Here is a 25,200-nt window from a genome sequence, read left to right on the forward strand (position 1 = left end):
CATCAAGGGAAACAGAAAGGCATTAATACCAGATCATCAGCGCTATCAGGCTGATGACCACCAGGCCGCACAGGGCCGAGGTCAGCATAAACTGCCCGCGCACCCGCTCGCAGCGGCGGATAAACTCCGGATCGTGATGCTCGACATAGCGCTGCGCGAAGATATAGCGCACCAGCCTCAGCTGCTTGCTGGGTTGCCCGTGGGCGGTGAAAAAACCGCCGCCGTCGACGTACTGGTACAGCAACGGGTCACAGCCGCGCAATACCACCAGCAACGCGCGCAGAGAAGAGTAATACCGCACCATGTTTACCACACACACCACACATAAGGCCCAAAACAGCGCGACGGTACTGATCATGATTACCCCCTCAAGGCGTTGTTATCCGCGGCCTTCCGCCGGGTCCAACCGCCCTACCTCATTACCCGATACTCTGCTGGAGCTTACCGCTCTCATCCCCTTTTTTGCCTGCACGGGCCATGCCCATAACCCACCGCCTCCGGAGACGTTACCGCACCGCACAGAGAGATTTGCACGGCGTGGTTCCACTCAGAGGGGAAATGATGAGGCCCATATCCATCATTGTAGGTTAATGAAACGCAAACTGGCCTGAGCAGTGGATAAAATTTACCGCCCTGTGCCGAAAAGTCACCTGCCGGGACGTTATAAGCGATAACCGCCCGTTTTCGATTAGGCGGTTTTTATGGATAGTCTATCCCGCGCCACGCCGCTGATCTTTCCTCCCACGCTGGCTAGACTCAGGTTTCCGTTACGTTCATCCAAGGAAACTGTTATGGCAAACCATTCAATCAAGGGAAAAACCGTCCTCATCGCCGGCGGCGCCAAGAACCTCGGCGGGCTGATCGCGCGCGATTTGGCTGAGCAAGGCGCCAAAGCGGTGGTGATCCACTACAACAGCTCCGCCTCCAAAGCCGAAGCGGAGAAAACCGTCGCCGCCATTCAGGCCGCCGGTGCGCAAGGCGTCGCGCTGCAGGCCGATCTGACCACCGCGGGCGCAGTCGAGAAGCTGTTCGCCGATGCGGTCGCCGCCGTCGGCAAGCCGGATATCGCCATCAATACCGTCGGCAAGGTGCTGAAAAAGCCGATGGTCGACATCAGCGAAGCCGAGTACGACGAGATGACCGCGGTCAACGCCAAAACCGCGTTCTTCTTCCTGAAAGAGGCGGGCAAGCACCTTAACGACAACGGTAAAATCTGCACGCTGGTCACCTCGCTGCTCGGCGCCTTCACGCCGTTTTACGCCGCTTACGCCGGCACCAAAGCGCCGGTGGAGCACTTCACCCGCGCCGCCGCCAAGGAGTTCGGCGAGCGTGGCATCTCCGTGACGGCGGTCGGCCCCGGCCCGATGGACACCCCGTTCTTCTACCCGGCTGAGGGTGCGGACGCCGTGGCCTACCACAAGACGGCGGCGGCGCTGTCGCCGTTCAGCAAAACCGGCCTGACCGATATCGAAGACGTGGTGCCGTTCATCCGCCATCTGGTCAGCGACGGCTGGTGGGTAACCGGCCAAACCATCCTGATCAACGGCGGCTACACCACCAAATAAGTTCGACGGGGGGCGGAGATGCCCCCGCACCTGCTCGCGCGCAACCGCGTCATACGGCTACACTCTCTGTCAGAAACGGCGCCACGGAACAGCAGGTCACGAGATGGACAGATTCAATCAATACCGCGTATTCGTGCAGGTGGCGGAAATGGGCAGCTTTATCCGGGCGGCCCACGCGCTGGAGGTGCCGCGCGCCTCGGTGTCCGCCGCCGTGCAACAACTGGAAACACAGCTGGGCGTGCGCCTGCTGCACCGCACCACACGGCAAGTGCGCCTAACCGCCGACGGCGAACAGCTGCTCGAGCGGCTGCGCCCGCTGCTGGCCGAGGTGGAAGACATCGATCAGTCGTTTCAGGCCAGCCAGCGGCAGGCCTCCGGGCGGCTCAGCGTCGACGTGCCGAGCCGCATCGCTCGCCGGTTGATCGCCCCGGCGCTGCCTAGCCTGTTGCGGCGCCACCCTCATCTGCAGCTGGTGCTCGGCTCCGCCGATCGCGCCATCGATCTGGTGCAGGAAGGGGTCGACTGCGCGGTGCGCGTCGGCGATCTGCACGACAGCAGCCTGGTGATGCGCCCGCTCGGCCATATCGCGCTGATCAACTGCGCCAGCCCCGCCTACCTGAGCGAATTCGGCCATCCGCGCCAGCCCGCCGACCTCGCTGAGGGGCACTGGAGCATCGGTTACGCCTCGCCCAAAACCGGCCGCGAATCCCCCTGGGAATACCTGACCGACGACGGCCATACGCAACGCCTCGAACTGCCCAGCCGGGTGGTGGTCAACAACGCCGAAAGCTATATCGCCTGCTGCCGCGCCGGGCTGGGGCTGATGCAAATCCCGCGCTACGACGTGCAACACCTGCTCGACGCCGGTGAACTGGTGGAAGTCCTGCCCGGTTACCGCGCCGCCTCCATGCCGATCGCCCTGATCTACCCCCATCGCCGCCAGCGATCGCGCCGCCTGGCGGTGTTTCATGAGTGGTTTGAAAGCCTACTGCAGCCGCATCTGGAGCGCTGATTGCACATTTAGCGCTATACTTTGTTTAATAACGCTTATAATTCAAGCGGTCAGACCGTTAAAGCCCGCATAACCCATAGGCTTTTACGCCGCGCGGGTGTACAACGAAAGGTATCGGGCGGAGAGATTTTCGATGCGGCGCAGTGTGATCGCCCCAACATATCATTGCGTTATCCGAATGATACTATGGAACCAAAAGCGCCAGGCGGGTAAACGGAACGCCTGCTAACCCTTTTTAATCGGCATGTTTATGGAAGGAGTATTCTTATGGCTTACAAACACATACTGATCGCGGTGGACCTATCCCCGGAAAGCAAGATCCTGGTAGAAAAAGCCGTCTCGATGGCGCGGCCGTACAACGCTAAAGTTTCTCTGATCCACGTCGATGTCAACTATTCCGACCTCTATACTGGCCTGATCGACGTCAATCTCGGCGACATGCAAAAACGCATCTCTGAGGAAACCCATCAGGCGCTGACCGAGCTGTCGCAGAACGCCGGCTACCCGATCACCGAGACCCTGAGCGGCAGCGGCGATCTGGCGCAGGTATTGGTCGATGCCATCAAGAAATACGACATGGACCTGGTGCTGTGCGGCCACCACCAGGACTTCTGGAGCAAGCTGATGTCTTCCGCTCGCCAGCTGATCAATACCGTGCACATCGATATGCTGATCGTGCCGCTGCGCGACGAAGAAGACGAATAAAGTAAGCGCTTGCTAACCTAACTACCCCACGCCCGCGCCCTGCGGGCGTTTTTCATGCCGCCACGCCGATTAATCGCTTGATAATCAACCGCCCTCCGATGATATAGTCGCTAAAGACACAACATCCTCCCCCGGGCATCATCGACACCCAAATCTATAAGAAATAGCGGGGGAAATTTAATGCGAAAAGGAGTTATCCATGGAATATGCCGTATCGGTAGAGTCTTTCCTGTCCTCGTTACAACGCCATAACCCCCACCAGCCGGAATATCTACAGGCGGTGCGCGAAGTGTTCACCTCGCTGTGGCCGTTTATCGAGCGCAACCCGCGCTATCGCGAACAGGCGCTGCTGGAGCGCCTGGTGGAGCCCGAGCGTATCATTCAGTTCCGCGTCAGCTGGGTGGACGATCGCGGCCAGGTGCAGGTCAATCGCGCCTTCCGCGTGCAGTTCAACTCGGCCATCGGCCCCTATAAGGGCGGCATGCGCTTCCACCCATCGGTAAACCTGTCGATCCTGAAGTTCCTCGGCTTTGAGCAGACCTTCAAGAATGCGCTGACCACCCTGCCGATGGGCGGCGGCAAAGGCGGCTCCGATTTCGATCCGAAGGGCAAAAGCCAGGGCGAGATCATGCGCTTCTGCCAGGCGCTGATGACCGAGCTGTACCGCCATCTGGGGCCGGACACCGACGTGCCGGCCGGCGACATCGGCGTCGGCGGCCGTGAAGTCGGCTTTATGGCCGGCATGATGAAGAAACTGTCCAACAACACCGCCTGCGTATTTACCGGCAAAGGGCTCTCCTTCGGCGGCAGCCTGATCCGCCCCGAGGCGACCGGCTACGGCCTGGTGTACTTTACCGACGCCATGCTGCAGCGCCACGGCCTGGGCTTTGAGGGCATGCGGGTGGCGGTGTCCGGCTCCGGCAACGTGGCGCAGTACACCATCGAAAAAGCGCTGGAGCTGGACGCGCGCGTGATCACCGTATCGGATTCCGGCGGCACCCTGGTGGACGAAGACGGCTTCACTACCGAGAAGCTGGCACACCTGGCGGAGATCAAAAACCAGCGTTACGGCCGGGTGGCGGACTACGCCCGCGAACGCGGCCTGACCTATCTGGCGGGCCAGCAGCCGTGGAACGTGCCGGTGGATATCGCCCTGCCGTGCGCCACCCAGAACGAACTGGATCTCGAGGCGGCGCAGACGCTGATCCGCAACGGGGTGAAGGCGGTGGCGGAAGGCGCCAACATGCCGACCACCATCCAGGCCACCGACGCCTTCCTCGACGCCGGGGTGCTGTTCGCACCCGGCAAGGCGGCCAACGCCGGCGGCGTGGCCACGTCGGGGCTGGAGATGGCGCAAAACGCCGCGCGCATCGGCTGGCGGGCGGAAAAAGTGGATGTACGTTTACAACATATCATGGCGGATATTCACCATGCCTGCGTGGAATACGGCGGCGAGGGCAAGCAAACCCACTATGTACACGGCGCGAATATCGCCGGTTTCGTCAAGGTCGCGGAGGCGATGCTGGCCCAAGGCGTGCTGTAATCCGTCGTAAAGGTGATCTTGTTCACACATCGATTAAATGCTTCAATGCCGGCCTCTGCGCCGGCATTATTTTATGCCTTCACGCCATCAGAATGATGCAACCTAGTTAAATAAAAGTTAATAAATAGTTATTTACTACCATTTAATTGGTAGTAAATTTACCACCACCAGATAATTAAACATTTATTTAACACTAAATACGCCAATATTTTACTTAAATGTGCGCAGATCACATTTCATTAACTTCAGCTACGCCCCCTCTTCCATTCCTTTGTAATCTGCAGCGGTGGAAAAACCGCCACCCCTACAGATAAAAAAAGGTACAGCTAATGAAATTTAACCTCGCATTATTAAATGCATGTGTGGTTTCTGCGTGCATGTTATCGACAACACCTGTGTTCGCCGCTGATAAGTATGAGATTGCCGTAGTCGCCAAAGTGACCGGCATCCCGTGGTTCAACCGCATGGAAGTGGGCGTCAACGAAGCGGCGAAAAAACTCGACGTCAACGCCTACCAGACCGGCCCTTCTACGCCGGATCCGGCCGCGCAGGTCAAGGTGATTGAGGATCTGATCGCCAAGAACGTCAACGCCATCATCGTGGTGCCGAACGACGCCAAGGTGCTGGAACCGGTGCTGAAAAAAGCGCGCGACAAAGGCATCGTGGTGCTGACCCATGAATCCCCGGACCAGCAGATCGGCCAGTGGGACATCGAGACCATCGACAGCGAGAAATACGCGCAGGCCAACGTCGATGAGCTGGCGAAAGACATGGGCGGCAAAGGCGGCTATGCGATCTACGTCGGTTCGCTGACCGTGCCGCTGCACAACGCCTGGGCCGACTTCGCCATCAAATACCAGAAAGAAAAATACCCGGACATGTTTGAAGTCACCTCGCGCTTGCCGGTGGCGGAAAGCATCGACAAATCCTACGCCACCACGCTGGATCTGATGAAAACCTATCCGCAGATGAAGGGCATCATCGGCTTCGGTTCGCTCGGCCCGATCGGCGCCGGCCAGGCGGTGGCCAAGAAACGCGCCAAGGACAAAATCGCAGTGGTGGGCATCGCCATGCCGGCGCAGGCCGCCCCTTACCTGATGCGCGGCGACATCAAGAAAGCGCTGCTGTGGGATCCGAAAGACGCCGGTTATGCGCTGGTGACGGTGGCCGACCAGCTGTTGCAGGGCAAGGAAGTGAATAAGGACCTGTCGATCGAGGGCCTCGGTAAGGCCGACGTCGATATGGAACACAAAGTGATTCGGTTTAATAAGATTTTGGAAGTGACCAAAGACAACGCCAAATCGCTCGGATTCTGATTTTTCGCGTAATTTCGCCACACCGGGAAAGAAGTTAAACCCTCGTAGGGGCGCAGCGTTGCTGCGCCCAGGGCTTCGGCCGCTACGCAAGCACAGGTTAACGTTATGACAGCCTCCCCCGCATTTATCACCCTGGAGAATATCAGCAAGCGATTCCCAGGCGTGCTGGCATTAGACCAGATCAACCTGACGCTGAATAAAGGCGAAGTGCACTGCCTGGCCGGGCAAAACGGCTGCGGCAAAAGCACCATTATTAAAATCATCTCCGGCGTCTATCAGCCGGAAAAAGGCGCCAACATTTCGCTGGAAGGCAAACTCTTCCACGCCCTGACGCCGCAGCTGTCCGGTTATTACGGCATACAGGTGATCTACCAGGACCTGTCGCTGTTCCCTAACCTGACGGTGGCGGAAAACATCGCTATCCACCGTTACCTGCCCGGCGGCCACTTCTGGGTGCGCAAGCGGGTGATGCGCCAGACGGCGCTGGACGCCATGGCACGGGTCGGCGTACACATCGATCCCGATAAAAAGGTGGAAAAATTGTCGATCGCCGATCGGCAGCTGGTGGCGATTTGCCGCGCCATCGCCGCCGAAGCGCGGTTGGTTATCATGGACGAACCGACCGCCTCGCTGACCCGCCAGGAAGTCGACGGCCTGCTGCGGGTGGTTAACGAACTGAAGGCGGCCGGCATCTGCGTGGTGTTCGTCAGCCACAGATTGGACGAAGTGATGGAAGTCGCCGATCGCATCAGCGTAATGCGCGACGGCAAGCTGGTGGGCACCTGGCCGGCCAGCGAACTGGACAGCCATGAACTGGCGTTCCTGATGACCGGCCAACGCTTCCATTACAGCCCGCTGCCGCCGCTGCCGCCGGCTGAACAAGCGCCGCTGCTCGAGGTGCGCAACCTCAGCCGCGGCGAAAAATACCGCAACGTCAATCTGGCGCTGCGCGGCGGCGAGATCGTCTCGATCGTCGGCCTGCTCGGCGCCGGCCGCACCGAACTGTGCCTCAGCCTGTTCGGCATGACGCGGCCGGACAGCGGCGAGATCCGCATCGAGGGCCGCACGGTGCAGCTGCACAACAACCGCGAAGCGGTGCGCCACGGCATCGGCTATGTGTCGGAAGATCGCCTGACGCAGGGGTTGATCATGGAGCAATCGATCTACGACAACACCATCGTCACCGTCTTCGATCGGCTGCATACCTCGCTCGGGCTGCTGGATCACGCCAAGGCGACCGAGCTGGTCAACCGGCTGATCCGTGATTTGAACATCAAGGTGTCCGACAGCGCATTGCCGGTGAAAACCCTGTCCGGCGGCAACGCCCAACGTATCGCCATCGCCAAATGGGTGGCGACCCAGCCGAAGATCCTGATCCTCGACTCGCCTACCGTCGGCGTGGACATTGCCAACAAAGAGGGGATCTACCAGATCGCTCGCGATCTGGCGCAGCTAGGCATGGCGGTGCTGATGATCTGCGACGAGATCCCGGAAGCCTATTACAACAGCCATCGGGTGATGGTGATGCGCAAGGGCGAACTGATCGCCGAATTCGCGCCGCACCAGAGTACCGAACAACAGATCGCCGAGGTGGTGAATGGATAAGTCATTATTGGCCCGCCTGGCCGGGCGGCACGAGTTTTATCTCGGCCTGTTGGTGCTGCTGCTGGCGATCGGCCTAAGCGCCGGCACCGATGAGTTTCTGACGCTCGGCAACCTGACCGACGTCGCCACCAGCTACGCCATTCTCGGCATTCTGGCCTGCGGGCTGTTCGTGGTGCTGATCGCCGGCGGCATCGACATTTCGTTCCCGGCGGTCACCGCCATCGCCCAGTATGTGATGGCCAGTTGGGTGATCCAGCACGGCGGCAGCTTCCCGCTGGCGTTCGCCCTGGCGATCGGCGTCGGCCTGCTGCTCGGGCTGGTGAACGGTTTCCTGGTGTACTGGCTGAAGGTGCCGGCGATCATCATCACCATCGCTACCCTTAACCTGTTTTACGGCCTGCTGGTGTACGCCACCAACGGCACCTGGCTGTACGGCTTCCCGGACTGGTTCATGAACGGCATCAACTGGTTCTCGTTCCAGGGCGCCGACGGTTACGACTACGGCCTGACGCTGCCGCTGCTGTGCCTGCTGGCGACCATCGTCGTCACCGGCGTGCTGATGAACCGCACCCGGCTGGGGCGCCAGATCTACGCCATGGGCGGCAACCGCGACGCGGCGTCGCGCCTGGGGTTGAACCTGCTGCGGCTGCACTTCTGCGTCTACGGCTATATGGGCATTCTGGCCGGCGTCGCGGCGGTAGTGCAGGCGCAGATCACCCAGTCGGTGGCGCCCAACTCGCTGCTCGGCTTCGAGCTGACGGTATTGGCGGCGGTGGTGCTGGGCGGCACCAGCATGAGCGGCGGCCGCGGATCGTTGACCGGCACCCTGCTCGGCGTGGTGCTGCTGGCCTTCCTGCAAAATGGGCTGACGCTGCTCAGCGTCTCGGCCTATTGGCACCAGGTGTTCAGCGGCGCGATCATTTTGATCAGCATCAGCACCACCGCCTGGAACGAAAAACGCAAGCTGCTCAAGGAGATCTGACATGACGCAGTTAACTCGGTTGATCCCAAGCGATCGGATCATTCGTCTGCAGGGCGCGATCATCATCGCGGTGGCGCTGCTGTTCGCCGGTCTGCTCGGATCGCGCTTCTTCAGCCTCGGCAACTTCCAGTCGATCGCCTCGCAGCTGCCGATCCTCGGCCTGCTGGCGCTCGGCATGGGCATCACCATGCTGACCGGCGGCATCAATCTGTCGATCATCGCCGGCGCCAACGCCTGTTCGCTGGTGATGGCGGCGATCATCGTCAGCCATCCCGACCAGCCGCTGTTCCTGGTGCTGGCGCTGCTGGCCGGCCTGCTGGTGGCGGTGGCGATCGGCGCACTGAACGGAGTACTGGTGGCCTGGATCGGCGTTTCGCCGATCCTCGCCTCGCTCGGCACCATGACCCTGATCACCGGCCTGAATATCCTGCTGTCCAACGGCGCGGTGATCTCCGGCTTCCCGGCGGCGATTCAATTTCTCGGCAACGGCGCCGTGCTCGGTGTGCCGGTGGCACTGATCCTGTTTCTGTTGGTGGCGGTCGGGCTGTGGCTGCTGCTGGAGCACACCACGCTGGGCCGCAGCCTGTACCTGATCGGCTCCAACGAGCAGGCCACCCGCTTCAGCGGCGTGAACACCGCGCGGGTGCAGATCGCGGTGTATATCCTGTCGGCGCTGCTCGGCTGGGGCGCCGCCCTGCTGATGATGGCCAAGTTCAACTCGGCCAAGGCCGGCTACGGCGAATCTTATCTGCTGGTGACCATTCTGGCCTCGGTGCTGGGCGGCATTAACCCGGACGGCGGTTTCGGCCGTATTCTGGGGCTGGTGCTGGCGCTGATCGTGCTGCAAATGTTGGAAAGCGGCCTCAATCTGCTGGGGGTCAGCAGCTACCTGACCATGGCCCTGTGGGGCGGCGTGCTGATCCTGTTTATCGCGTTACAGAATCGAAAAGCCTGAGGAGAAAATAATGGCAAGCTATTTTATTGGCGTAGATGTGGGCACCGGAAGCGCGCGCGCAGGCGTATTCGATCTCAACGGCCGCATGGTCGGCCAGGCCAGCCGGGCCATCGATCTGTACCGGCCGAAGGCGGATTTCGTCGAGCAGTCGTCGGATAACATCTGGCAGGCGGTGTGCAATGCGGTGCGCGACGCGGTCAACCAGGCCGACATCAACCCGATCCAGGTCAAGGGGTTGGGCTTCGACGCCACCTGTTCGCTGGTGGTGCTGGATAAAGAGGGCAAGCCGCTGACCGTCAGCCCCTCCGGCCGCACCGAACAGAACATCATCGTGTGGATGGATCACCGGGCGATCGCCCAGGCCGAGCGCATCAACGCCACCAAACACCGGGTGCTGGACTTCGTCGGCGGCATTATCTCGCCGGAGATGCAGACGCCGAAACTGCTGTGGCTGAAACAGCACATGCCCACCACCTGGGCCAACGCCGGCTACCTGTTCGATCTGCCGGACTTCCTCACCTGGCGCGCCACCCAGGACGCCACCCGTTCGCTGTGCTCGACGGTGTGCAAGTGGACCTATCTCGGCCACGAGCAGCGTTGGGACAAGAGCTACTTCCAGCAGATCGGGCTGGAAGACGTGCTGGAACACGACGCGGCCAAGATCGGCAGCGACGTTAAAATGATGGGCGAGCCGCTGGGCCACGGCCTGACTCAGCGCGCCGCCAGCGAGATGGGGCTGATCGCCGGCACGGCGGTGAGCGTATCGATAATCGATGCCCACGCCGGCACCCTCGGCACGCTGGGCGCCACCGGCGTCTCCGGTGAGGTGGCCGACTTCAACCGCCGCGTCGCGCTGATCGGCGGCACCTCCACCGGTCATATGGCGATGTCGCGCACCGCGCGCTTTATCGGCGGCGTCTGGGGGCCGTATTACTCGGCGATCCTACCGGAATACTGGCTGAACGAGGGCGGCCAGTCTGCCACCGGCGCGCTGATCGACCACGTCATCCAGTCGCACCCGTGCTACCCGGAGCTGCTGGCGCAGGCGAAAACCCAGGGGCAGACCATCTATGAGGTGCTGAACGCCATTCTGCGCCGCATGGCCGGCGAGCCGGAGAATATCGCCTTCCTGACGCAGGACATTCACATGCTGCCGTACTTCCACGGCAACCGCTCGCCGCGCGCCAACCCGACGCTGACCGGCATCCTGACCGGGCTGAAGCTGTCGCGCACGCCGGAGGATATGGCGCTGCACTACCTGGCCACCATTCAGGCCATCGCGCTCGGCACCCGCCACATCATCGAAACCATGAACCACAGCGGCTACAGCATCGACACCATCATGGCCAGCGGCGGCGGCACCAAGAACCCGATCTTCGTGCAGGAGCACGCCAACGCCACCGGCTGCGCCATGCTGCTGCCGGAGGAAAGCGAAGCGATGCTGCTCGGCGGTGCGATGATGGGCACCGTGGCGGCGGGCGTGTTCGACACCTTGCCGGAGGCGATGAGCGCCATGAGCCGCATCGGCAAGACGGTGACGCCGCAGACCAATCAGATAAAAAGCTACTACGACCGCAAATACCGGGTGTTCCATGAGCTGTACAACGACCACATGAAATACCGCCGGCTGATGCAGGAGGAGGCGTGATGCAGCAGGAGTGGCGGCAGGCCGTGCAGGGTTGGCAAACCTACAGCCAGGAGCTGGCGCAGCTGGGCGAGCGCCTCGACGCGCGCACCTGGCAACGGCTGCTGGCGCTGCTGGCCGACTGCCGCGGTAAAATCGCCGTCACCGGCGTCGGCACCTCGGGGATTGCGGCGCGCAAGATAGCCCACATGCTAGCCTGCGTGGAACGGCCGGCGATCTACCTCGACGCCACCGGCGCGGCGCACGGCGATCTGGGCTTTCTGCGCGCCGACGATCTGCTGATCCTGATCTCGCGCGGCGGCAATTCCGACGAGCTAACCCGCCTGCTGCCGACGCTGCAGGCCAAAGGGGTGACGCTGATCGCGGTGACGGAAAACCCGCACTCCGCCATCGCGCAGGCGGCGCAGCTGACGATCGCCACCGGGGTGCAAAAGGAGATAGATCCGCTGAACATGCTGGCCACCACCTCAATTGTGCTGGTGCTGGCGATCTTCGACGCCGCCTGCGCCTGCCTGATGGCGCGCAGCGGTTACGACAAGGAGACCCTGCTGGCGGTGCATCCGGGCGGCGGCGTGGGGAAAAGTTTGCGGGAGGAAAACTGAGGGCCCGACACGGCGGGCCCGGCTGACATTACAGCGGCATGTAGATATCGAAACGGTGGCTTTTGGTCAGCGTGGCGGCGTGCGCCGGCACGTCGGCCAGCGGCGGCGCGTAGTCCGGGCGTTTCACCACCACGCGCTTGGTCGCCAGGCGGCGCGCCGGCTCCAGCAGGCCATCGGCGTCATCGTCGCTGCCCACCAGCGATTGAAACACCCGCATCTCTTTCTTCACCAGCGCGCTTTTTTGCTTGTGCGGGAACATCGGATCGAGATACACCACCTCGGGGCGCGGGCTGAGATCCGCCAGCGCCGTCAGGCTGGAAGCGTGCAACAGCGTCAGGCGCTCGCGCAGCCACGGGCCGATTTCCGCATCCTGATAGCCGCGCTGCAGGCCGTCGTCCAGCAACGCCGCCACCACCGGATTGCGCTCCAGCATCCGCACCCGGCAGCCCAGCGCCGCCAGCACGAAGGCGTCGCGCCCCAGCCCGGCAGTAGCGTCCACCACGTCCGGCAGGTAGCTGCCCTTGATGCCGACCGCCTTGGCCACCGCCTCGCCGCGGCCGCCGCCGAAACGGCGCCGGTGCGCCATGGTGCCGGTGACGAAGTCGACATAGATCCCGCCGAGCTTCGGCTCGTCGCGCTTACGCAGCTCCAGCCGTTCCGGCGTCAGTACCAGCGCCATCGGCGCATCGTCGTCGGACGTCAGCTGCCAGCGCTGCGCCAAAACAGACAAGGCGCCGGGATCGGCGCCTGCTTCACACAATAAACACACGCTCACGTGTCGGGTTATCCTTTAATGCCGTAATGGCGCAGCATAGCATCCAGCTGCGGCTCGCGGCCACGGAAGCGTTTGAACAGCGTCATCGGCTCTTCCGACCCGCCGCGCGACAGGATGTTGTCGAGGAAGGATTTGCCGGTCTCGGCGTTGAAAATCCCCTCTTCTTCGAAGCGCGAGTAGGCGTCGGCCGACAGTACTTCCGCCCACAGGTAGCTGTAGTAACCCGCCGCGTAGCCGCCGGCGAAGATGTGGCTGAAGGCGTGCGGGAAGCGGCCCCAGCTCGGCGAAGGCACCACCGCCACCATTTTCTTCACTTCCGCCAGCGTCGGCAGGATCTGCGCGCCTTTTTCCGGGCTGTATTCGAAATGCATGCGGAAATCGAACAGGCCGAACTCGAGCTGGCGCAGGATGAACAGCGCCGCCTGGTAATTCTTGGCCGCCAGCAGCTTGTCGAGCATGGCCTTCGGCAGCGGCTCGCCGCTCTGGTAATGGCCCGAGATAAACGCCAGCGCTTCCGGCTCCCAGCACCAGTTTTCCATAAACTGGCTCGGCAGTTCGACCGCATCCCACGGCACCCCGTTGATGCCTGAGACGCCGGCGGTATCGATCTGCGTCAGCATATGGTGCAGACCGTGGCCGAACTCGTGGAACAGCGTGGTCACTTCGTTATGGGTGAACAGCGCCGGCTGGTCGCCCAGCGGACGGTTGAAGTTGCAGGTCAGGTAAGCGACCGGTTTTTGCAGCGTGCCGTCAGCCTTGCGCAGGCTGCCGACGCAGTCGTCCATCCAGGCGCCGCCGCGTTTGTTTTCGCGGGCGTACAGATCGAGGTAGAAACTGCCGCGCAGCTCGCCGTCGGCGTCGAACAGATCGAAGAAGCGCACGTCCGGATGCCAGGTCTCCACGTCTTTACGCTCTTTGGCGGTGATGCCGTAGATGCGTTTCACCACTTCGAACAGCCCTTCCACCACACGCTGTTCCGGGAAGTACGGGCGCAGCTGCTCGTCGCTGATGGAGAACAGGTGTTGCTTCTGTTTTTCGCCGTAATAGGTGATGTCCCAGGCGTCGAGCTCGTCCACGCCATAGTGCTGTTTGGCGAAGGCGCGCAGCTGTGCCAGCTCCTGCTCGGCCTGCGGGCGGGCGCGCTTGGCCAGATCGCTCAGGAAGCCGATCACCTGCTCCGGGCTTTCCGCCATCTTGGTCGCCAGCGACTTGTCGGCGTAGGTGTCAAAGCCCAGCAGCTGAGCCAGCTCATGGCGCAGCGCCAGCGTTTCCGCCATCACTTCGCTGTTGTCCCATTTGCCGGCGTTCGGCCCCTGATCGGAGGCGCGGGTGGCGAAGGCGCGGTACATCTCTTCACGCAGCGCGCGGTTGTCGGCGTAGGTCAGCACCGGCAGGTAGCTCGGCATGTCCAGCGTCAGCAGCCAGCCGTCCTGCTCTTTGGCCTGCGCCATCGCCTGGGCCTGCGCCAGGGCGCTCTCCGGCAGGCCGCTCAGCTCGGCTTCGTCGGTAATCAGTTTGCTCCAGCCCATGGTGGCGTCGAGCACGTTGTTGCTGTAGGTGGAGCCCAGCTCGGACAGGCGTGCGACGATCTCGCCGTAGCGCTGCTGTTTGTCCGCCGACAGGCCGATGCCCGACAGCTCGAAGTCGCGCAGCGCGTTGTCCACCGCCTTGCGCTGCGGCACGCTCAGCGTCTCGAACGCCGCGCCCTCTTTCAGGCTGCGGTAGGCCTGGTACAGCCCTTCGTGCTGGCCAACCCAGGTGCCGTACTCGGACAGCAAGGGCAGCGCCTGCTCATAGGCGGCACGCAGCTCCGGGCTGTTTTTCACCGAGTTCAGGTGCCCGATCGGCGACCAGATGCGCGACAGGCGATCGTCCGACTCCGCCAACGGCTGACACAGATTGTCCCAGGTGAACGGCCCCGGCTGCGCGACCACGCGCTCTACCGCTGCGCGGCAGTCCGCCAGCGCGGATTGCACCGCAGGCACGATATCTTCAGGGCGGATCGCCGAAAACGGCGGCAGGGAAAACGGGGTCAGCAACGGATTTGTCATAGGGCAGTCCTGATTAGCGTTGGGGCCCGCCACGGGGGCGAGCCTTAAAATGCGTATGAATCTCTAACATGGAGCCAGGCAACAGGAAAATCAATGCCCGGCGTTGATCGTTCGTGCCTTAAACGGCGCATTGGCGAATGCGGGCGGCCAGCGCCGCCAGCTGTTCGTCGTCGGCGCGCGCCGCGTCGTGGGAGGAGATATAGCCTTCGTAACGCGCGAAAAACTTCGGCGAGGTCGATTCGATCGGCCGCCACTGTTCCAGCGACGCGGTGCCGTGCAGCGGGATCAGTTTGGCGTGCACATGGTCAACGCCGTAGCCCTCGAACACCATGCCGCAGCGGCCGACGTCGTCGAACGCGCGATCCAGCTGCTTTGCCACCCGCTTGGTCGCCAGCATCAACGCGCTCAGCACCTCGTCCGGCAGGTCAAAGGCGTAGCTCGGGTGGTGCGCCTTGGGGATCACCACGCTGAAGCCGTCGGTGTTGGGAAAGATGGACAGGAACGCCAGATGGTCGTCGTCTTCCCAGATTTTATGGCACGGCGCCTTGCCCGCCACGATGTCGCAAAAAATGCAGCTCATCCTTTCTCCTTGTGATTCACAGCGTTTCAACCCGTTCGAATTCTTCGAACACCAGCCACATGTCCGGCGCAAAGCTCCCCTCGCGGGTAAAGAATGCCTGATGCCCCTCGCGCCAAAACGCCAGGCTTTTGTCGCCTTCGCCCTCTTTGGCCGCCATCTCGGCGGTCACCTGGTCGTAGCGCACCAGGCGCAGCGCCAGGGTTCTGATCACGCAGGCCGGTTCGCCGCGGCCATCGAGAACGATGCTGTAATCGCCGATCCGCGGGGTTTGTTCCCGACGATAGCTCGCATAGGAACTGCAGGTGGCGGTTTTATCCCCGCTCAGCACCAATCCCAGCAGTTCGTCGGCTAACGCCGGGCCGTCGCCGAACGCCCAGCGCGCCGCGTCGGGGTAATTCGCCAAAATCGCCTGTTTGCTCATCGTCCTGTCCCTTTCTGTTAACGTCTGCGGCAACGGAGTCCGGTTTTTCCCGGCCAGACAGTTTATACTGTGCAGATTATAAGCCTTATTGCATTGAATGCTCCGTCTGCGGAGCACAAGGAACCGCCACCCGTCATGTTAAGTTATCGCCACAGTTTCCACGCCGGCAACCACGCCGACGTGCTCAAACACACCGTTCAGAGCCTGATCATCGAGTCGCTGAAGGAAAAAGAGAAGCCGTTCCTATACCTGGATACCCACTCGGGCGCGGGCCGTTATCAGCTCAGCGGCGAACACGCCGAGCGCACCGGCGAATACCTGGAAGGCATCGGCTTGCTGTGGCAACGCGACGATCTGCCGGAAGAGCTGGCGGCCTACATGAGCGTGGTGCACAACTTCAACCGTTCCGGCACGCTGCGCTACTATCCCGGTTCGCCGCTGATCGCCCGCCAGCTGCTGCGCCCGCAGGACAAAATCCACCTGACCGAGCTGCACCCGAGCGACTACCCGCTGCTGCGCAGCGAGTTCCAGAAAGACGAACGCGCCAAAGTGCAGCGCGCCGACGGCTATCAGCAGCTGAAATCCCAGCTGCCGCCCCTGTCGCGCCGCGGCCTGATCCTGATGGACCCGCCGTATGAAATGAAGACCGATTACCAGGACGTGGTCAAAGGCATTCAGGAAGGCTACAAGCGTTTCGCCACCGGCACCTATGCGCTGTGGTACCCGGTGGTGATGCGCCAGCAGATCAAACGCATGCTGCGCGATCTGGAAGCCACCGGCATTCGCCGCATCCTGCAGATCGAGCTGGCGGTGAAACCCGACAGCGATCAGCGCGGTATGACCGCCTCCGGCATGATCGTCATCAATCCGCCGTGGAAGCTGGAACAGCAGATGAAAAACGTGCTGCCGTGGCTGCACAAGGTGCTGGTGCCGTCGGGCATCGGTCACCATCTGGTGAACTGGGTGGTACCGGAATAATCCCCATCAGGGCGCGGTTTGCCGCGCCCTGCGTCCACCTATCGCAGCCATCGACGCAATCTTTGCGACAAACCCCGGTCAGGCGTTAAACTCTTACCCTCTTCAAATTCACAACTCATGGAAATCCCAGATGACGAAACATTACGATTATCTAGCAATTGGCGGCGGCAGCGGCGGTATCGCATCGATCAACCGGGCAGCCATGTATGGCCAAAAGTGTGCGCTGATTGAAGCCAAAGAGCTGGGCGGCACCTGTGTAAACGTGGGTTGTGTACCGAAAAAAGTCATGTGGCACGCGGCGCAGATCGCCGAGGCCATCCATCAGTACGGCCCGGACTACGGCTTCGACACCACCGTCAACGCCTTCGACTGGAAGAAGCTGGTCGCCAACCGCACCGCCTATATCGACCGCATCCACAACTCCTACGATAACGTGCTGGGCAAGAACAAGGTCGACGTGATCAAAGGCTTCGCGCGCTTCGTGGATGCGCACACCGTGGAGGTGAACGGCGAGACCATCACCGCCGACCACATCCTGATCGCCACCGGCGGCCGCCCGAGCCATCCGGCTATTCCGGGTGCGGAATACGGCATCGACTCCGACGGCTTCTTTGAGCTGGACGCCATGCCGAAACGCGTCGCCGTAGTCGGCGCCGGCTATATCGCCGTGGAGATCGCCGGCGTGCTGAACGCGCTCGGCGCGGAAACGCACCTGTTCGTGCGCAAGCACGCGCCGCTGCGCAGCTTCGATCCGATGATCGTCGAAACCCTGGTGGAAGTAATGAACACCGAGGGGCCGAGCCTGCACACCGAATCGGTGCCGAAAGCGATCGTCAAGAACGCCGACGGCAGCCTGACGCTGCAGCTGGAAAACGGCAAAGCATTCACCGTCGACTGCCTGATTTGGGCCATCGGCCGCGAACCGGCGACCGACAACCTGAACCTCGGCGTCACCGGGGTGAAAACCAACGAGCAAGGCTACATTGACGTCGATAAGTTCCAGAACACCAACGTCAAAGGCATCTACGCGGTGGGCGACAACACCGGCGCGGTAGAGCTAACCCCGGTCGCCGTGGCCGCCGGCCGCCGCCTGTCCGAGCGCCTGTTCAACAACAAGCCGGACGAGCACCTGGATTACAGCAACATCGCCACCGTGGTATTCAGCCACCCGCCGATCGGCACCGTCGGCCTGACCGAGCCGGAAGCCATCGAGAAATTCGGCGCGGACAACGTGAAGGTGTACAAATCCTCCTTCACCGCCATGTACAGCGCCGTGACGCAGCACCGCCAGCCGTGCCGCATGAAGCTGGTGTGCGCGGGTAAAGAAGAGAAGATCGTCGGCCTGCACGGCATCGGCTTCGGCATGGATGAAATCCTGCAGGGCTTCGCGGTGGCAGTGAAGATGGGCGCCACCAAGAAGGACTTCGACAACACCGTAGCGATCCACCCGACCGCGGCGGAAGAGTTCGTCACCATGCGCTGAGGCGCAACCTCGCCGGGTTTCGGCGCGTAACAGGCCAGGCGCGAAAGCGTCTGGCTTTTTTTATTTATCTCGCTCGCCTCACGGCGCCCGGCGGTAATGATCGCGAAGAAACACCGGCAAATCGTTCGCCGGCGAGGCGAAGGGTACTTGATAGAGCATATCGCCGACAAAACCGCGATGATAGGTCGCGTGGTTGACGACATGCAGCACGATTTCCTGGCGCGTCATCCGGCCTTCCCCCCCGCCGACGAACTCGAAATGTACCACCTGCGCCAGCGCCTCGGGTGACCAGCTGTCCACCTGTTCGATATACCAGCGGTCCATTTCCTCCACCGCGCACCGCAAGTCGTCAAGCGCAGGCGTTTGCTCGGTGTTGCGCGCGAGGTAGCCATGCTTGCGACCTTGCAGATGGTGCCTGAAGATATCGTCCACCACATACACATGATTCAAGGTATGCACCATATTGCCGAAACGGGTCGGGCGCGGCCGCAGCGCTTCGCCTTCCGGCAAGGCCGCCACACAGTCAAAGGTCAAGGCGTTCGCCCAGGCTTTGTAACGCACCAGCATTTTCAAGGTATCGATGGCCGTTGCAGACATACTGCTCACTCCTTATCGGATGAAAATCGATATTCAGCTCAGCCGCACGCGGTGCGGCGGCGCGTTCTACGCCGTGCCAATCCCTTGCAGCCGCCCTTCGACCTGAGTGCGCGTATCGCCGCCCACCCAAATCCGGCCGCTCTCGTCGCGGGTGACATGCACGCGTCCGTTGCGCCCACGGCAGCGCCCCTGAGCGGCGATATAGCCGCCGCTGACCACGCCGCTTGCGAACAACCACTGGGCCAGGGAGGCATTGAGGCTGCCGGTGACCGGATCTTCGACGATAGCGCCAAGATGATCGCTCAAAAAGGCGCGAACTTCGAAGGCTGCGTCACCATCGGCATGTGGGCCGACGACGCCCATGTCCACTCTGCGCGGCCAGCTTCTCGCCGGCGTCAGGGAAAGCACCCGCTCGGCGCTGGCCAGCCGGATCCCCAGCCACCCCGGACCGTTATCGATCCAGGCGGCATCGAGCGCCTCCTCAGGCGCGATCCCCAAAAACCGCAGCGCGTCGGCCAACGCCGCTTCTGAAGGCGCCCCGGAGCGAATCAACGGCGGCGCGGCAAAACACAGCCGTCCGGCCTCGCGGCGAATGCTCACCAAGCCCGCCCCACACTCCTGGATGATCTCCGCCTCATTGCGCGGCATCCCCTCCGCAGTGAGCCAGGCATGACAACTGCCCAGCGTCGGGTGCCCGGCAAACGGCATTTCACGATCCAGCGTGAATATCCGCACCCGGTAATCCGCCTGGGGGTGCGTCGGCGGCAGCAAAAAGGCCGTCTCCGACAGGTTGAACCAACGCGTCAAACGCTGCATGACCTCCGTCGACAACGCTTCGGCGCCCGTGATCACCGCCAACGGATTGCCGGCAAGCGGCCCGGCGCCAAAGACATCCACCATCTGCATGCCAAAAACCATCGCTTCTCTCCTCAGGTTAACGCCGGGCGTTCATTACCCCCGCGATATCAACAGCTCCAGGCCCGCCAAAGCGAACAGCAGCGCAAGCGTTCCTTCAATCCAGCGCCTCACCCGGGTGTAAAACGCGATCATCGGCGCCGTTGAGAACAGCAGGGCATACCCCCCGAAAATCGTCACGCCGAGCAGCGCGCAACCGCCAATAATTGCCGGTAAAACCTGCTCAGGCGCGCCTTGCCGCAATCCCAGCGACATGATCGCCATCCAGGACATGATGGCCTTGGGATTGCCGAGGTGCATCAGCACGCCCTGCCGATAAAGCGCCCGATAAGGCCGCGCATCGCGCCCTGCGGCCATGCCCGGCGCCGCGGCGGACGTCCGTAACGCGGACTTTCCAGCGCGCAGCGCCAGATACAGCATATACACGCCGCCAACGATTTTGATGGTCCACAGCGCCTGCGCATACGTGGCCAACACGGCGGAAAGGCCGGTCGCGGCCAACATCGCCCAGCACAGCGATCCGGTCATCACGCCGGCGGCCAGCACCAATGCGGGCCTGCGGCCGTCACGCATCGCCACGCCCATGATCGCCATGTTGCTGGGGCCGGGGCTGGCGGTAGCGAGGAGATAGGCGCCGTAAACCAATGCAAGCTGACTGACCATCATGGAAAAACTCCGCTGGCCCGCCTTACGGCCGAGCCGTTGTTGAAAACGCCGGGACTCCTCACCAACATAGTATGTGTTACACTTTTCGCCTATTTAAATAGTGTCACGTGACACTATATTCTTTCTCCGGGGAGCGACCATGCGGCTTCAATCCCCCTGGCAACCCCGCCTGGCCAACGTGGAAGCCACTACCGTCGAACGGCTGGTGCTGGCGTTGGCTGACGACATTATCGAGGGCAAGCTGCAAGGAGGCGATCGTTTGCCGGCACACCGCCCCCTCGCCTGGCAATTGGCGATCGGTCTGGGCACGGTGACCAAAGCCTACGCCATCCTGGAACGACGCGGGCTGGTCCGCAGCGTGAAGGGGCGCGGGATGTTCGTGGCGATCCGCCGCGCCCGTGAAGAACGTGAAATCGATCTCTCGTCCAATGCGCCGCCGGCGATGCTGACTGACCGTTTGCTGGCACGCACGCTGGCCGGCATCGCACGGAAAATGGATGCAGATCATCTGAACCTCTATTCCCCTCCGACCGGGCACTTGGAACATCGGCGTCTGTTGGCCCGCTGGCTGGAAAACGCCGGCGTCACGATCGAACCGTCGCACCTGGCGCTGACCAGCAATGCCCGTCAGGCGATTTCGTTGGCATTTGACCTGGCCTGCGGGCCACGCGGGACGATACTGACCGAGAGGCTGACCTACCCCGGCGCGATCGCGCTGGCCCGACGTAAAGGCCATCGCCTGATCGGCGTGGAGATCGATGCGCAAGGCATGGTGCCGCAGGCGCTGGCGAGCGCGCTCGAGCGTGTCTCCTCCGGCCATATTGCGGTCTATCTGACACCGACGCTGCATAACCCGACGACCGCCACCATGAGCGCCGAGCGCAGGCGGGCTATCGTCGAGATATGCCGGCAGGCGAATGTCTGGATCATCGAGGATGGCGTGTATGCCCTAGGGCATTCAGCAGTGCCTGCGCTCGCGACGTTGGCACCCGAGCGGGTGTTCCATGTCAATGGCCTGTCGAAAACGCTCGGCCCGGGGTTGCGGATCGGTATGCTGACTCTACCGCCCGACATGCAAACCGCGGCGGAAGAAGCCTTGCAAGATATTCCCTTCGCACCTTCGCCACTGTCTTGCGCCGTGGTGGGGGAGTGGTTGTCCAGCGGCGCGATCGAGGTGATACCGCAAGCGTTGCGCCATGAGGCTCAGCGAAGAGTGCATCTGGCTACCTCGATATTCGATGCCGACGAATGCGTATCGCATCCCGACGCTTACCATGTCTGGCTGCCGATGCCGCGCGAAACCGCCGAGTCTGTGGCCGCCGCCGCCGCGTTGGCGGGCGTTAAAGTCACGCCGCCGGCCGCGGTCATGGTCAATGACGGCGAAAGTGAATCGGGCATTCGCCTGTGCCTGGGTTCCCCCTCACTGGACGAGCTAACGGCAGGCCTGACGCAGCTGGCCCAGCTGTTGAAAGCACATCGGAACGGCTGACAAACGGAAGGGAAAGGTTACGCGCACGGGCCGACCGACCCAGACCTGTTCTTTTTGTGCGGTTTACTATTCCCTTCGCACCCGCCTGCTTTTTCTGCCATTATTCTGCCTGATAAATTAGCGGGACTGATACAACCTCCCCGCGCCTCTGGAGAACACCGATGCTGTTCAAACTATGCAAAACCCTTGCGATAGCCTGCGTGGCCCTGATTATCGCCCAGAGCAGCGCCCTCAGCTTTACCCTGGAAGTGGCGGGCAAGATCGACAACGTGACCGACCCGGTCAACAAAAGCTATCTGTTCACCGATAAACAACTGTTGGCGATGCCGGTGCGCAGCATCACCACCTCCACGTCCTGGACGCCGCAGAGAAAATTCGAAGGGATTTCGGTGGCCGATATCCTGGAGCGCGTCGGCGCCAAGGGCGAGACGCTGACCTTCTACGCGCTGAACGATTATTACATCGACGTGCCGCTGTCCGACGTCACGAAATACAACATGATCCTGGCCTACAAGATGGACGGGGAAATGCTGAAGCTCAGAAACTTCGGCCCGCTGTTCCTGGTGTACCCGCGTGACGCCGCCGGGCCTGAACTGAACTCGCCGTTGTACAATTCACGCTTTATCTGGCAAGTCGACAGGATCGTGATCAAATGAAGCTGACGACCTTTAAGAACGGCAGCAGGCTGGCGATCCCGGCCATCTTTGCCGCGCTGTTTTTAGTGGCTTCAACCGTCACGCTCTATTACTACAGCGCCACCCTGTCGAAGAAAGGGCTGTATGCCATCGCCGGCACGCAGGAGAACTACTCCTGGTCGATCGCCAAGTTCTCCATCAAGCTGGCGGAGTTCGACACGCTGGTCGAACAGCAAAGTCACGCGCCGCAGGTGGACAACGACAACCTGCGGCTGCGGTTCGAAATCCTCTATTCGCGTTTTTACGTGCTGGAAACCGTCTCCGAATCGACCCAGCCGCTGTACGCCGAGCCGGGCTACCCGGAAGTGGTCAAACAGATGCGCCTGCAGATGGATCGCATCGATAAGCTGCTGGACAGCCCGAAAATCGACTTCGACCAGGTTTTCGCGGCCATGAAGGCCATCAAGCCTTACTCCATCGAAATGGCCAACCTGACCGACCATGCCGAGGTGAAGCAGCGCACCGCCGCCTATGAGGACTACATCGAGAAGCGGCACATTATTTTCTATGGGCTGGTGATCGTCATGTTCTCGGTGATCGCGCTGATCGCCATCACCCTGATCGTGTTCCGTCAACAGCGGCTGACCATTCGCCAACAGGCCAAGGCGATTGAGGCGGAGAAAGCGACGCGCACCAAAAACGCCTTCCTCGGCGCTATTGGCCACGAGCTGCGCACCTCATTGCAGAGCGTGATGTCGGCCATCGACGTGCTGGTGAATACCCGGGTGTCGGCAGAGCATGCGGACACCTTCCAGCGGCTGGAGACCGCCGCGCAGCAAATCGAAAGCCAGATGAAAGATCTGACCGACTACGCGCACCTCGACAGCGGCATGATGGAATTGCGCATCGTACCGTTCGACGCGCAGAAGCTGATCGCGGAGACCGCCAACGAAATCGCCACCCTGACCCGCAAAGAACAGGTCAAACTCAGCTGTGAAGTGGAATGCAGCCACCTGCTGGTGCACTCCGATCCGCTGCGCATCCGGCAGATTATCGTCAACCTGCTGACCAACGCCTACAAGTACACCGAAAGCGGCAGCATTACGCTGCACAGCTGCCTGCGCCGCCAACCGGGCGGCAGTTCGTTGATTATCGAAGTGACTGACACCGGCATCGGTATCGAAAAAGACCAGCTCGATCAGATCTTCAAGCCCTTTACCCAGTTGGATCAGTCGCATACCAAGCAGTATGCCGGCGTGGGGATGGGGTTGGCGATCGTGCACGGCCTGGTGACGTTGCTCAACGGCACCATCACGGTGTACAGCGAAATCAAGAAGGGCAGCACCTTTATCGTCAGCATTCCGGTGCAGATCAGTGAAGACGAACGTGCCGACGAGCCCGCCGCTGCCAATGCCTCTCTGCAGCATAAGCCGCAGCAGGTTCTGGTGGTGGATGACAACAAGTCGGTGGGTGACGCCTTTGCGGCGCTGCTGGACAAGCTGGGTTACCAGCACGAACTGTGCGACTCGCCGGAACGCGCGCTGCAGAAGCTGCTCAGACGTCCTTACGATGCGCTGTTGCTGGATTTGCAGATGCCGGGCATCGACGGCGCTGCTCTGGCCAGGCAGCTGCGCAACCGTCGCGGCCCCAACCGCCATGTGCCGATCATCGGCATCAGCGCCTACACGCCGGAGCAGTTAACGGCGGATCAGCGCGCCCTGTTCGATAACTACCTGATGAAGCCGGTTCGACTGGATGCGCTGTCGAGCGCGCTGGCCGAGGTGTTCCCCGCTAAAGATTAAAACAGCGTTGCAGTGCGGCTTCGATCACATGGAGCCGCACCGGTTTTTCATAAGGGCCGAGCACATCGTACTCGCGCATCGCCTGAGCGATTTCCGATTCGCGTCGGTCGGTGCCCAGTTCACCGGTCAGCACCAGTACCGGCGCGTCCGGATTGTCGGAGGCGCGGATGGTAGCGATACAGCGATCCGCCGTTTCCTCACCGATCAACCAGTCCACCACATAACCGTCGAACAGGCTTTGCTGCAACGCCTGACAGAAACTGTCGACGTCGTAAAACGCCACCGCGTTGAACCCGCAGCCACCCAGATACTTGGCCAGTTCATCGGCCGCCTGATGCGAATCGTCCAATACCGCGATGCTCAGCCGCTCGTCGTCGCCGAAGCCGGGCCGGATTTCGATCAGATCGACGCCGTAACGCGGGCCTGCCGGCGCCTCATCGGTGCGATAGATATGCCACTGCCCTTCCACGCGCAGCGCCACAAATTCCGCCGGCCGCCCGGCAGGAAGCTCGTCGCCGATGTGCCCGACGCAAGGTATCGCCACCCCCGCCACGACAAAGATGGCATCGCGCGCCATGTTTGGCTCGGGAGTCTCGTGTTCGGCGCTCAAATCGGCGATCGCCGCCGGCGTTTCTCCGAGCGCGGCCGCGACGCTGTTGATCTGTTCCAGCGTCCAGGGGCTTTGCCCTTTCAGTTTGCGGTGCGCATGTGAAAAACTCAGATCCAAGATGCGGCTGAGCTCGCGGGCATGCTGACGTTTTCCAATCCCGTAATGTAAAAACAGCTCCCTGACCCGATTGGCAATCGACTGTGAATCGAATTTTTGGTGATTGTTATCCATTTGTTCCTTCGATTTTTTTTACTGATTTATCAGTCGT

The 25,200-nt window shown here is 61.7% G+C and carries 24 protein-coding genes; 15 read left to right on the forward strand and 9 right to left on the reverse strand.

Going from position 1 to position 25,200, the window contains the following annotated elements:
• Nucleotides 1–22 precede the first annotated feature (22 nt).
• Nucleotides 23–358 (reverse strand): universal stress protein UspB, encoded by a 336-nt coding sequence (gene uspB / locus WA302_RS23920; protein ID WP_016930435.1) that lies wholly within the window; start codon nt 356–358, stop codon nt 23–25.
• 433 nt (nt 359–791) lie between these two features.
• Here uspB and WA302_RS23925 point away from each other — a divergent pair, with 433 nt between their 5' ends.
• The 10 genes from WA302_RS23925 (at nt 792) to WA302_RS23970 (ending at nt 11,930) form a co-directional block, all read left to right on the forward strand.
• Nucleotides 792–1,565, forward strand: coding sequence for an SDR family oxidoreductase (locus WA302_RS23925; RefSeq protein ID WP_099817024.1), 774 nt, complete (start codon nt 792–794; stop codon nt 1,563–1,565).
• Between the two features lie 103 nt (nt 1,566–1,668).
• Nucleotides 1,669–2,577 (forward strand): LysR family transcriptional regulator, encoded by a 909-nt coding sequence (locus tag WA302_RS23930; RefSeq protein WP_025304607.1) that lies wholly within the window; start codon nt 1,669–1,671, stop codon nt 2,575–2,577.
• 267 nt (nt 2,578–2,844) lie between these two features.
• A complete protein-coding gene (uspA, locus tag WA302_RS23935) occupies nt 2,845–3,282 on the forward strand; it encodes a universal stress protein UspA (protein ID WP_004930988.1) in 438 nt (145 codons plus the stop codon).
• 199 nt (nt 3,283–3,481) lie between these two features.
• Nucleotides 3,482–4,825: an NADP-specific glutamate dehydrogenase gene (gene gdhA / locus WA302_RS23940; protein ID WP_021505207.1), complete on the forward strand. Its 1,344-nt coding sequence runs from the start codon at nt 3,482–3,484 to the stop codon at nt 4,823–4,825.
• Between the two features lie 329 nt (nt 4,826–5,154).
• Nucleotides 5,155–6,141, forward strand: a complete 987-nt coding sequence (locus tag WA302_RS23945; protein ID WP_025304608.1) for an autoinducer 2 ABC transporter substrate-binding protein — start codon at nt 5,155–5,157, stop codon at nt 6,139–6,141.
• Between the two features lie 105 nt (nt 6,142–6,246).
• Nucleotides 6,247–7,746 (forward strand): sugar ABC transporter ATP-binding protein, encoded by a 1,500-nt coding sequence (locus WA302_RS23950; RefSeq protein WP_025304609.1) that lies wholly within the window; start codon nt 6,247–6,249, stop codon nt 7,744–7,746.
• A complete protein-coding gene (locus WA302_RS23955; RefSeq protein ID WP_015379367.1) occupies nt 7,739–8,728 on the forward strand; it encodes an ABC transporter permease in 990 nt (329 codons plus the stop codon). The genes WA302_RS23950 and WA302_RS23955 overlap by 8 nt, the downstream gene beginning before the upstream one ends.
• Nucleotide 8,729: 1 nt before the next feature.
• On the forward strand, nt 8,730–9,683 hold the full coding sequence (locus WA302_RS23960) for an ABC transporter permease (RefSeq protein ID WP_025304610.1): 954 nt from the start codon (nt 8,730–8,732) through the stop codon (nt 9,681–9,683).
• 10 nt (nt 9,684–9,693) lie between these two features.
• Nucleotides 9,694–11,331, forward strand: coding sequence for an FGGY-family carbohydrate kinase (locus WA302_RS23965; protein WP_038873847.1), 1,638 nt, complete (start codon nt 9,694–9,696; stop codon nt 11,329–11,331).
• The gene (locus WA302_RS23970; RefSeq protein WP_025304612.1) at nt 11,331–11,930 is read left to right on the forward strand and encodes a KpsF/GutQ family sugar-phosphate isomerase; all 600 of its coding nucleotides are present in this window, start codon (nt 11,331–11,333) and stop codon (nt 11,928–11,930) included. Before WA302_RS23965 ends, WA302_RS23970 begins: the two co-directional genes overlap by 1 nt.
• A gap of 28 nt (nt 11,931–11,958) precedes the next feature.
• Here the strand turns inward: WA302_RS23970 and rsmJ are convergent, their stop codons facing one another.
• The 4 genes from rsmJ to WA302_RS23990 all read right to left on the reverse strand — a co-directional run bounded on the left by rsmJ (nt 11,959) and on the right by WA302_RS23990 (nt 15,757).
• Nucleotides 11,959–12,705 carry a 16S rRNA (guanine(1516)-N(2))-methyltransferase RsmJ gene (gene rsmJ / locus WA302_RS23975; RefSeq protein WP_025304613.1) on the reverse strand — a complete coding sequence of 249 codons (747 nt, stop codon included), beginning with the start codon at nt 12,703–12,705 and terminating at the stop codon, nt 11,959–11,961.
• A gap of 8 nt (nt 12,706–12,713) precedes the next feature.
• The gene (gene prlC / locus WA302_RS23980; protein WP_025304614.1) at nt 12,714–14,756 is read right to left on the reverse strand and encodes an oligopeptidase A; all 2,043 of its coding nucleotides are present in this window, start codon (nt 14,754–14,756) and stop codon (nt 12,714–12,716) included.
• A 118-nt stretch (nt 14,757–14,874) separates the two neighbouring features.
• A complete protein-coding gene (locus WA302_RS23985; protein ID WP_025304615.1) occupies nt 14,875–15,336 on the reverse strand; it encodes an HIT family protein in 462 nt (153 codons plus the stop codon).
• A gap of 16 nt (nt 15,337–15,352) precedes the next feature.
• Entirely contained in the window at nt 15,353–15,757 is a 405-nt protein-coding gene (locus WA302_RS23990; RefSeq protein WP_025304616.1) for an ASCH domain-containing protein, read from the reverse strand.
• 135 nt (nt 15,758–15,892) lie between these two features.
• Here WA302_RS23990 and WA302_RS23995 point away from each other — a divergent pair, with 135 nt between their 5' ends.
• Together WA302_RS23995 and gorA are read left to right on the forward strand one after the other, a co-directional pair.
• Nucleotides 15,893–16,735: a 23S rRNA (adenine(2030)-N(6))-methyltransferase RlmJ gene (locus WA302_RS23995; protein WP_004931012.1), complete on the forward strand. Its 843-nt coding sequence runs from the start codon at nt 15,893–15,895 to the stop codon at nt 16,733–16,735.
• A gap of 130 nt (nt 16,736–16,865) precedes the next feature.
• Entirely contained in the window at nt 16,866–18,218 is a 1,353-nt protein-coding gene (gene gorA / locus WA302_RS24000) for a glutathione-disulfide reductase (protein ID WP_025304617.1), read from the forward strand.
• A 78-nt stretch (nt 18,219–18,296) separates the two neighbouring features.
• Here the strand turns inward: gorA and WA302_RS24005 are convergent, their stop codons facing one another.
• From WA302_RS24005 to WA302_RS24015, 3 genes are all read right to left on the reverse strand, one after another.
• Nucleotides 18,297–18,815 carry a DinB family protein gene (locus WA302_RS24005; RefSeq protein WP_044030067.1) on the reverse strand — a complete coding sequence of 173 codons (519 nt, stop codon included), beginning with the start codon at nt 18,813–18,815 and terminating at the stop codon, nt 18,297–18,299.
• 66 nt (nt 18,816–18,881) lie between these two features.
• Nucleotides 18,882–19,733 (reverse strand): PhzF family phenazine biosynthesis protein, encoded by an 852-nt coding sequence (locus tag WA302_RS24010; RefSeq protein WP_049205616.1) that lies wholly within the window; start codon nt 19,731–19,733, stop codon nt 18,882–18,884.
• Nucleotides 19,734–19,766: 33 nt separating this feature from the next.
• Nucleotides 19,767–20,396, reverse strand: a complete 630-nt coding sequence (locus WA302_RS24015; RefSeq protein ID WP_043139101.1) for a LysE family translocator — start codon at nt 20,394–20,396, stop codon at nt 19,767–19,769.
• 139 nt (nt 20,397–20,535) lie between these two features.
• Here WA302_RS24015 and WA302_RS24020 point away from each other — a divergent pair, with 139 nt between their 5' ends.
• The 3 genes from WA302_RS24020 (at nt 20,536) to WA302_RS24030 (ending at nt 24,322) form a co-directional block, all read left to right on the forward strand.
• Entirely contained in the window at nt 20,536–21,885 is a 1,350-nt protein-coding gene (locus WA302_RS24020) for an aminotransferase-like domain-containing protein (protein WP_049205619.1), read from the forward strand.
• A gap of 161 nt (nt 21,886–22,046) precedes the next feature.
• Nucleotides 22,047–22,541, forward strand: coding sequence for a molybdopterin-dependent oxidoreductase (locus tag WA302_RS24025; RefSeq protein ID WP_049205620.1), 495 nt, complete (start codon nt 22,047–22,049; stop codon nt 22,539–22,541).
• Nucleotides 22,538–24,322: an ATP-binding response regulator gene (locus WA302_RS24030; RefSeq protein WP_025304623.1), complete on the forward strand. Its 1,785-nt coding sequence runs from the start codon at nt 22,538–22,540 to the stop codon at nt 24,320–24,322. Before WA302_RS24025 ends, WA302_RS24030 begins: the two co-directional genes overlap by 4 nt.
• Here the strand turns inward: WA302_RS24030 and WA302_RS24035 are convergent.
• On the reverse strand, nt 24,312–25,163 hold the full coding sequence (locus WA302_RS24035; RefSeq protein ID WP_025304624.1) for a helix-turn-helix domain-containing protein: 852 nt from the start codon (nt 25,161–25,163) through the stop codon (nt 24,312–24,314). The genes WA302_RS24030 and WA302_RS24035 overlap by 11 nt on opposite strands.
• Nucleotides 25,164–25,200 lie beyond the last annotated feature (37 nt).

The organism is Serratia sp. 201 (genome assembly GCF_037027545.1).
Classification (GTDB): Bacteria; Pseudomonadota; Gammaproteobacteria; order Enterobacterales; family Enterobacteriaceae; genus Serratia; species Serratia bockelmannii.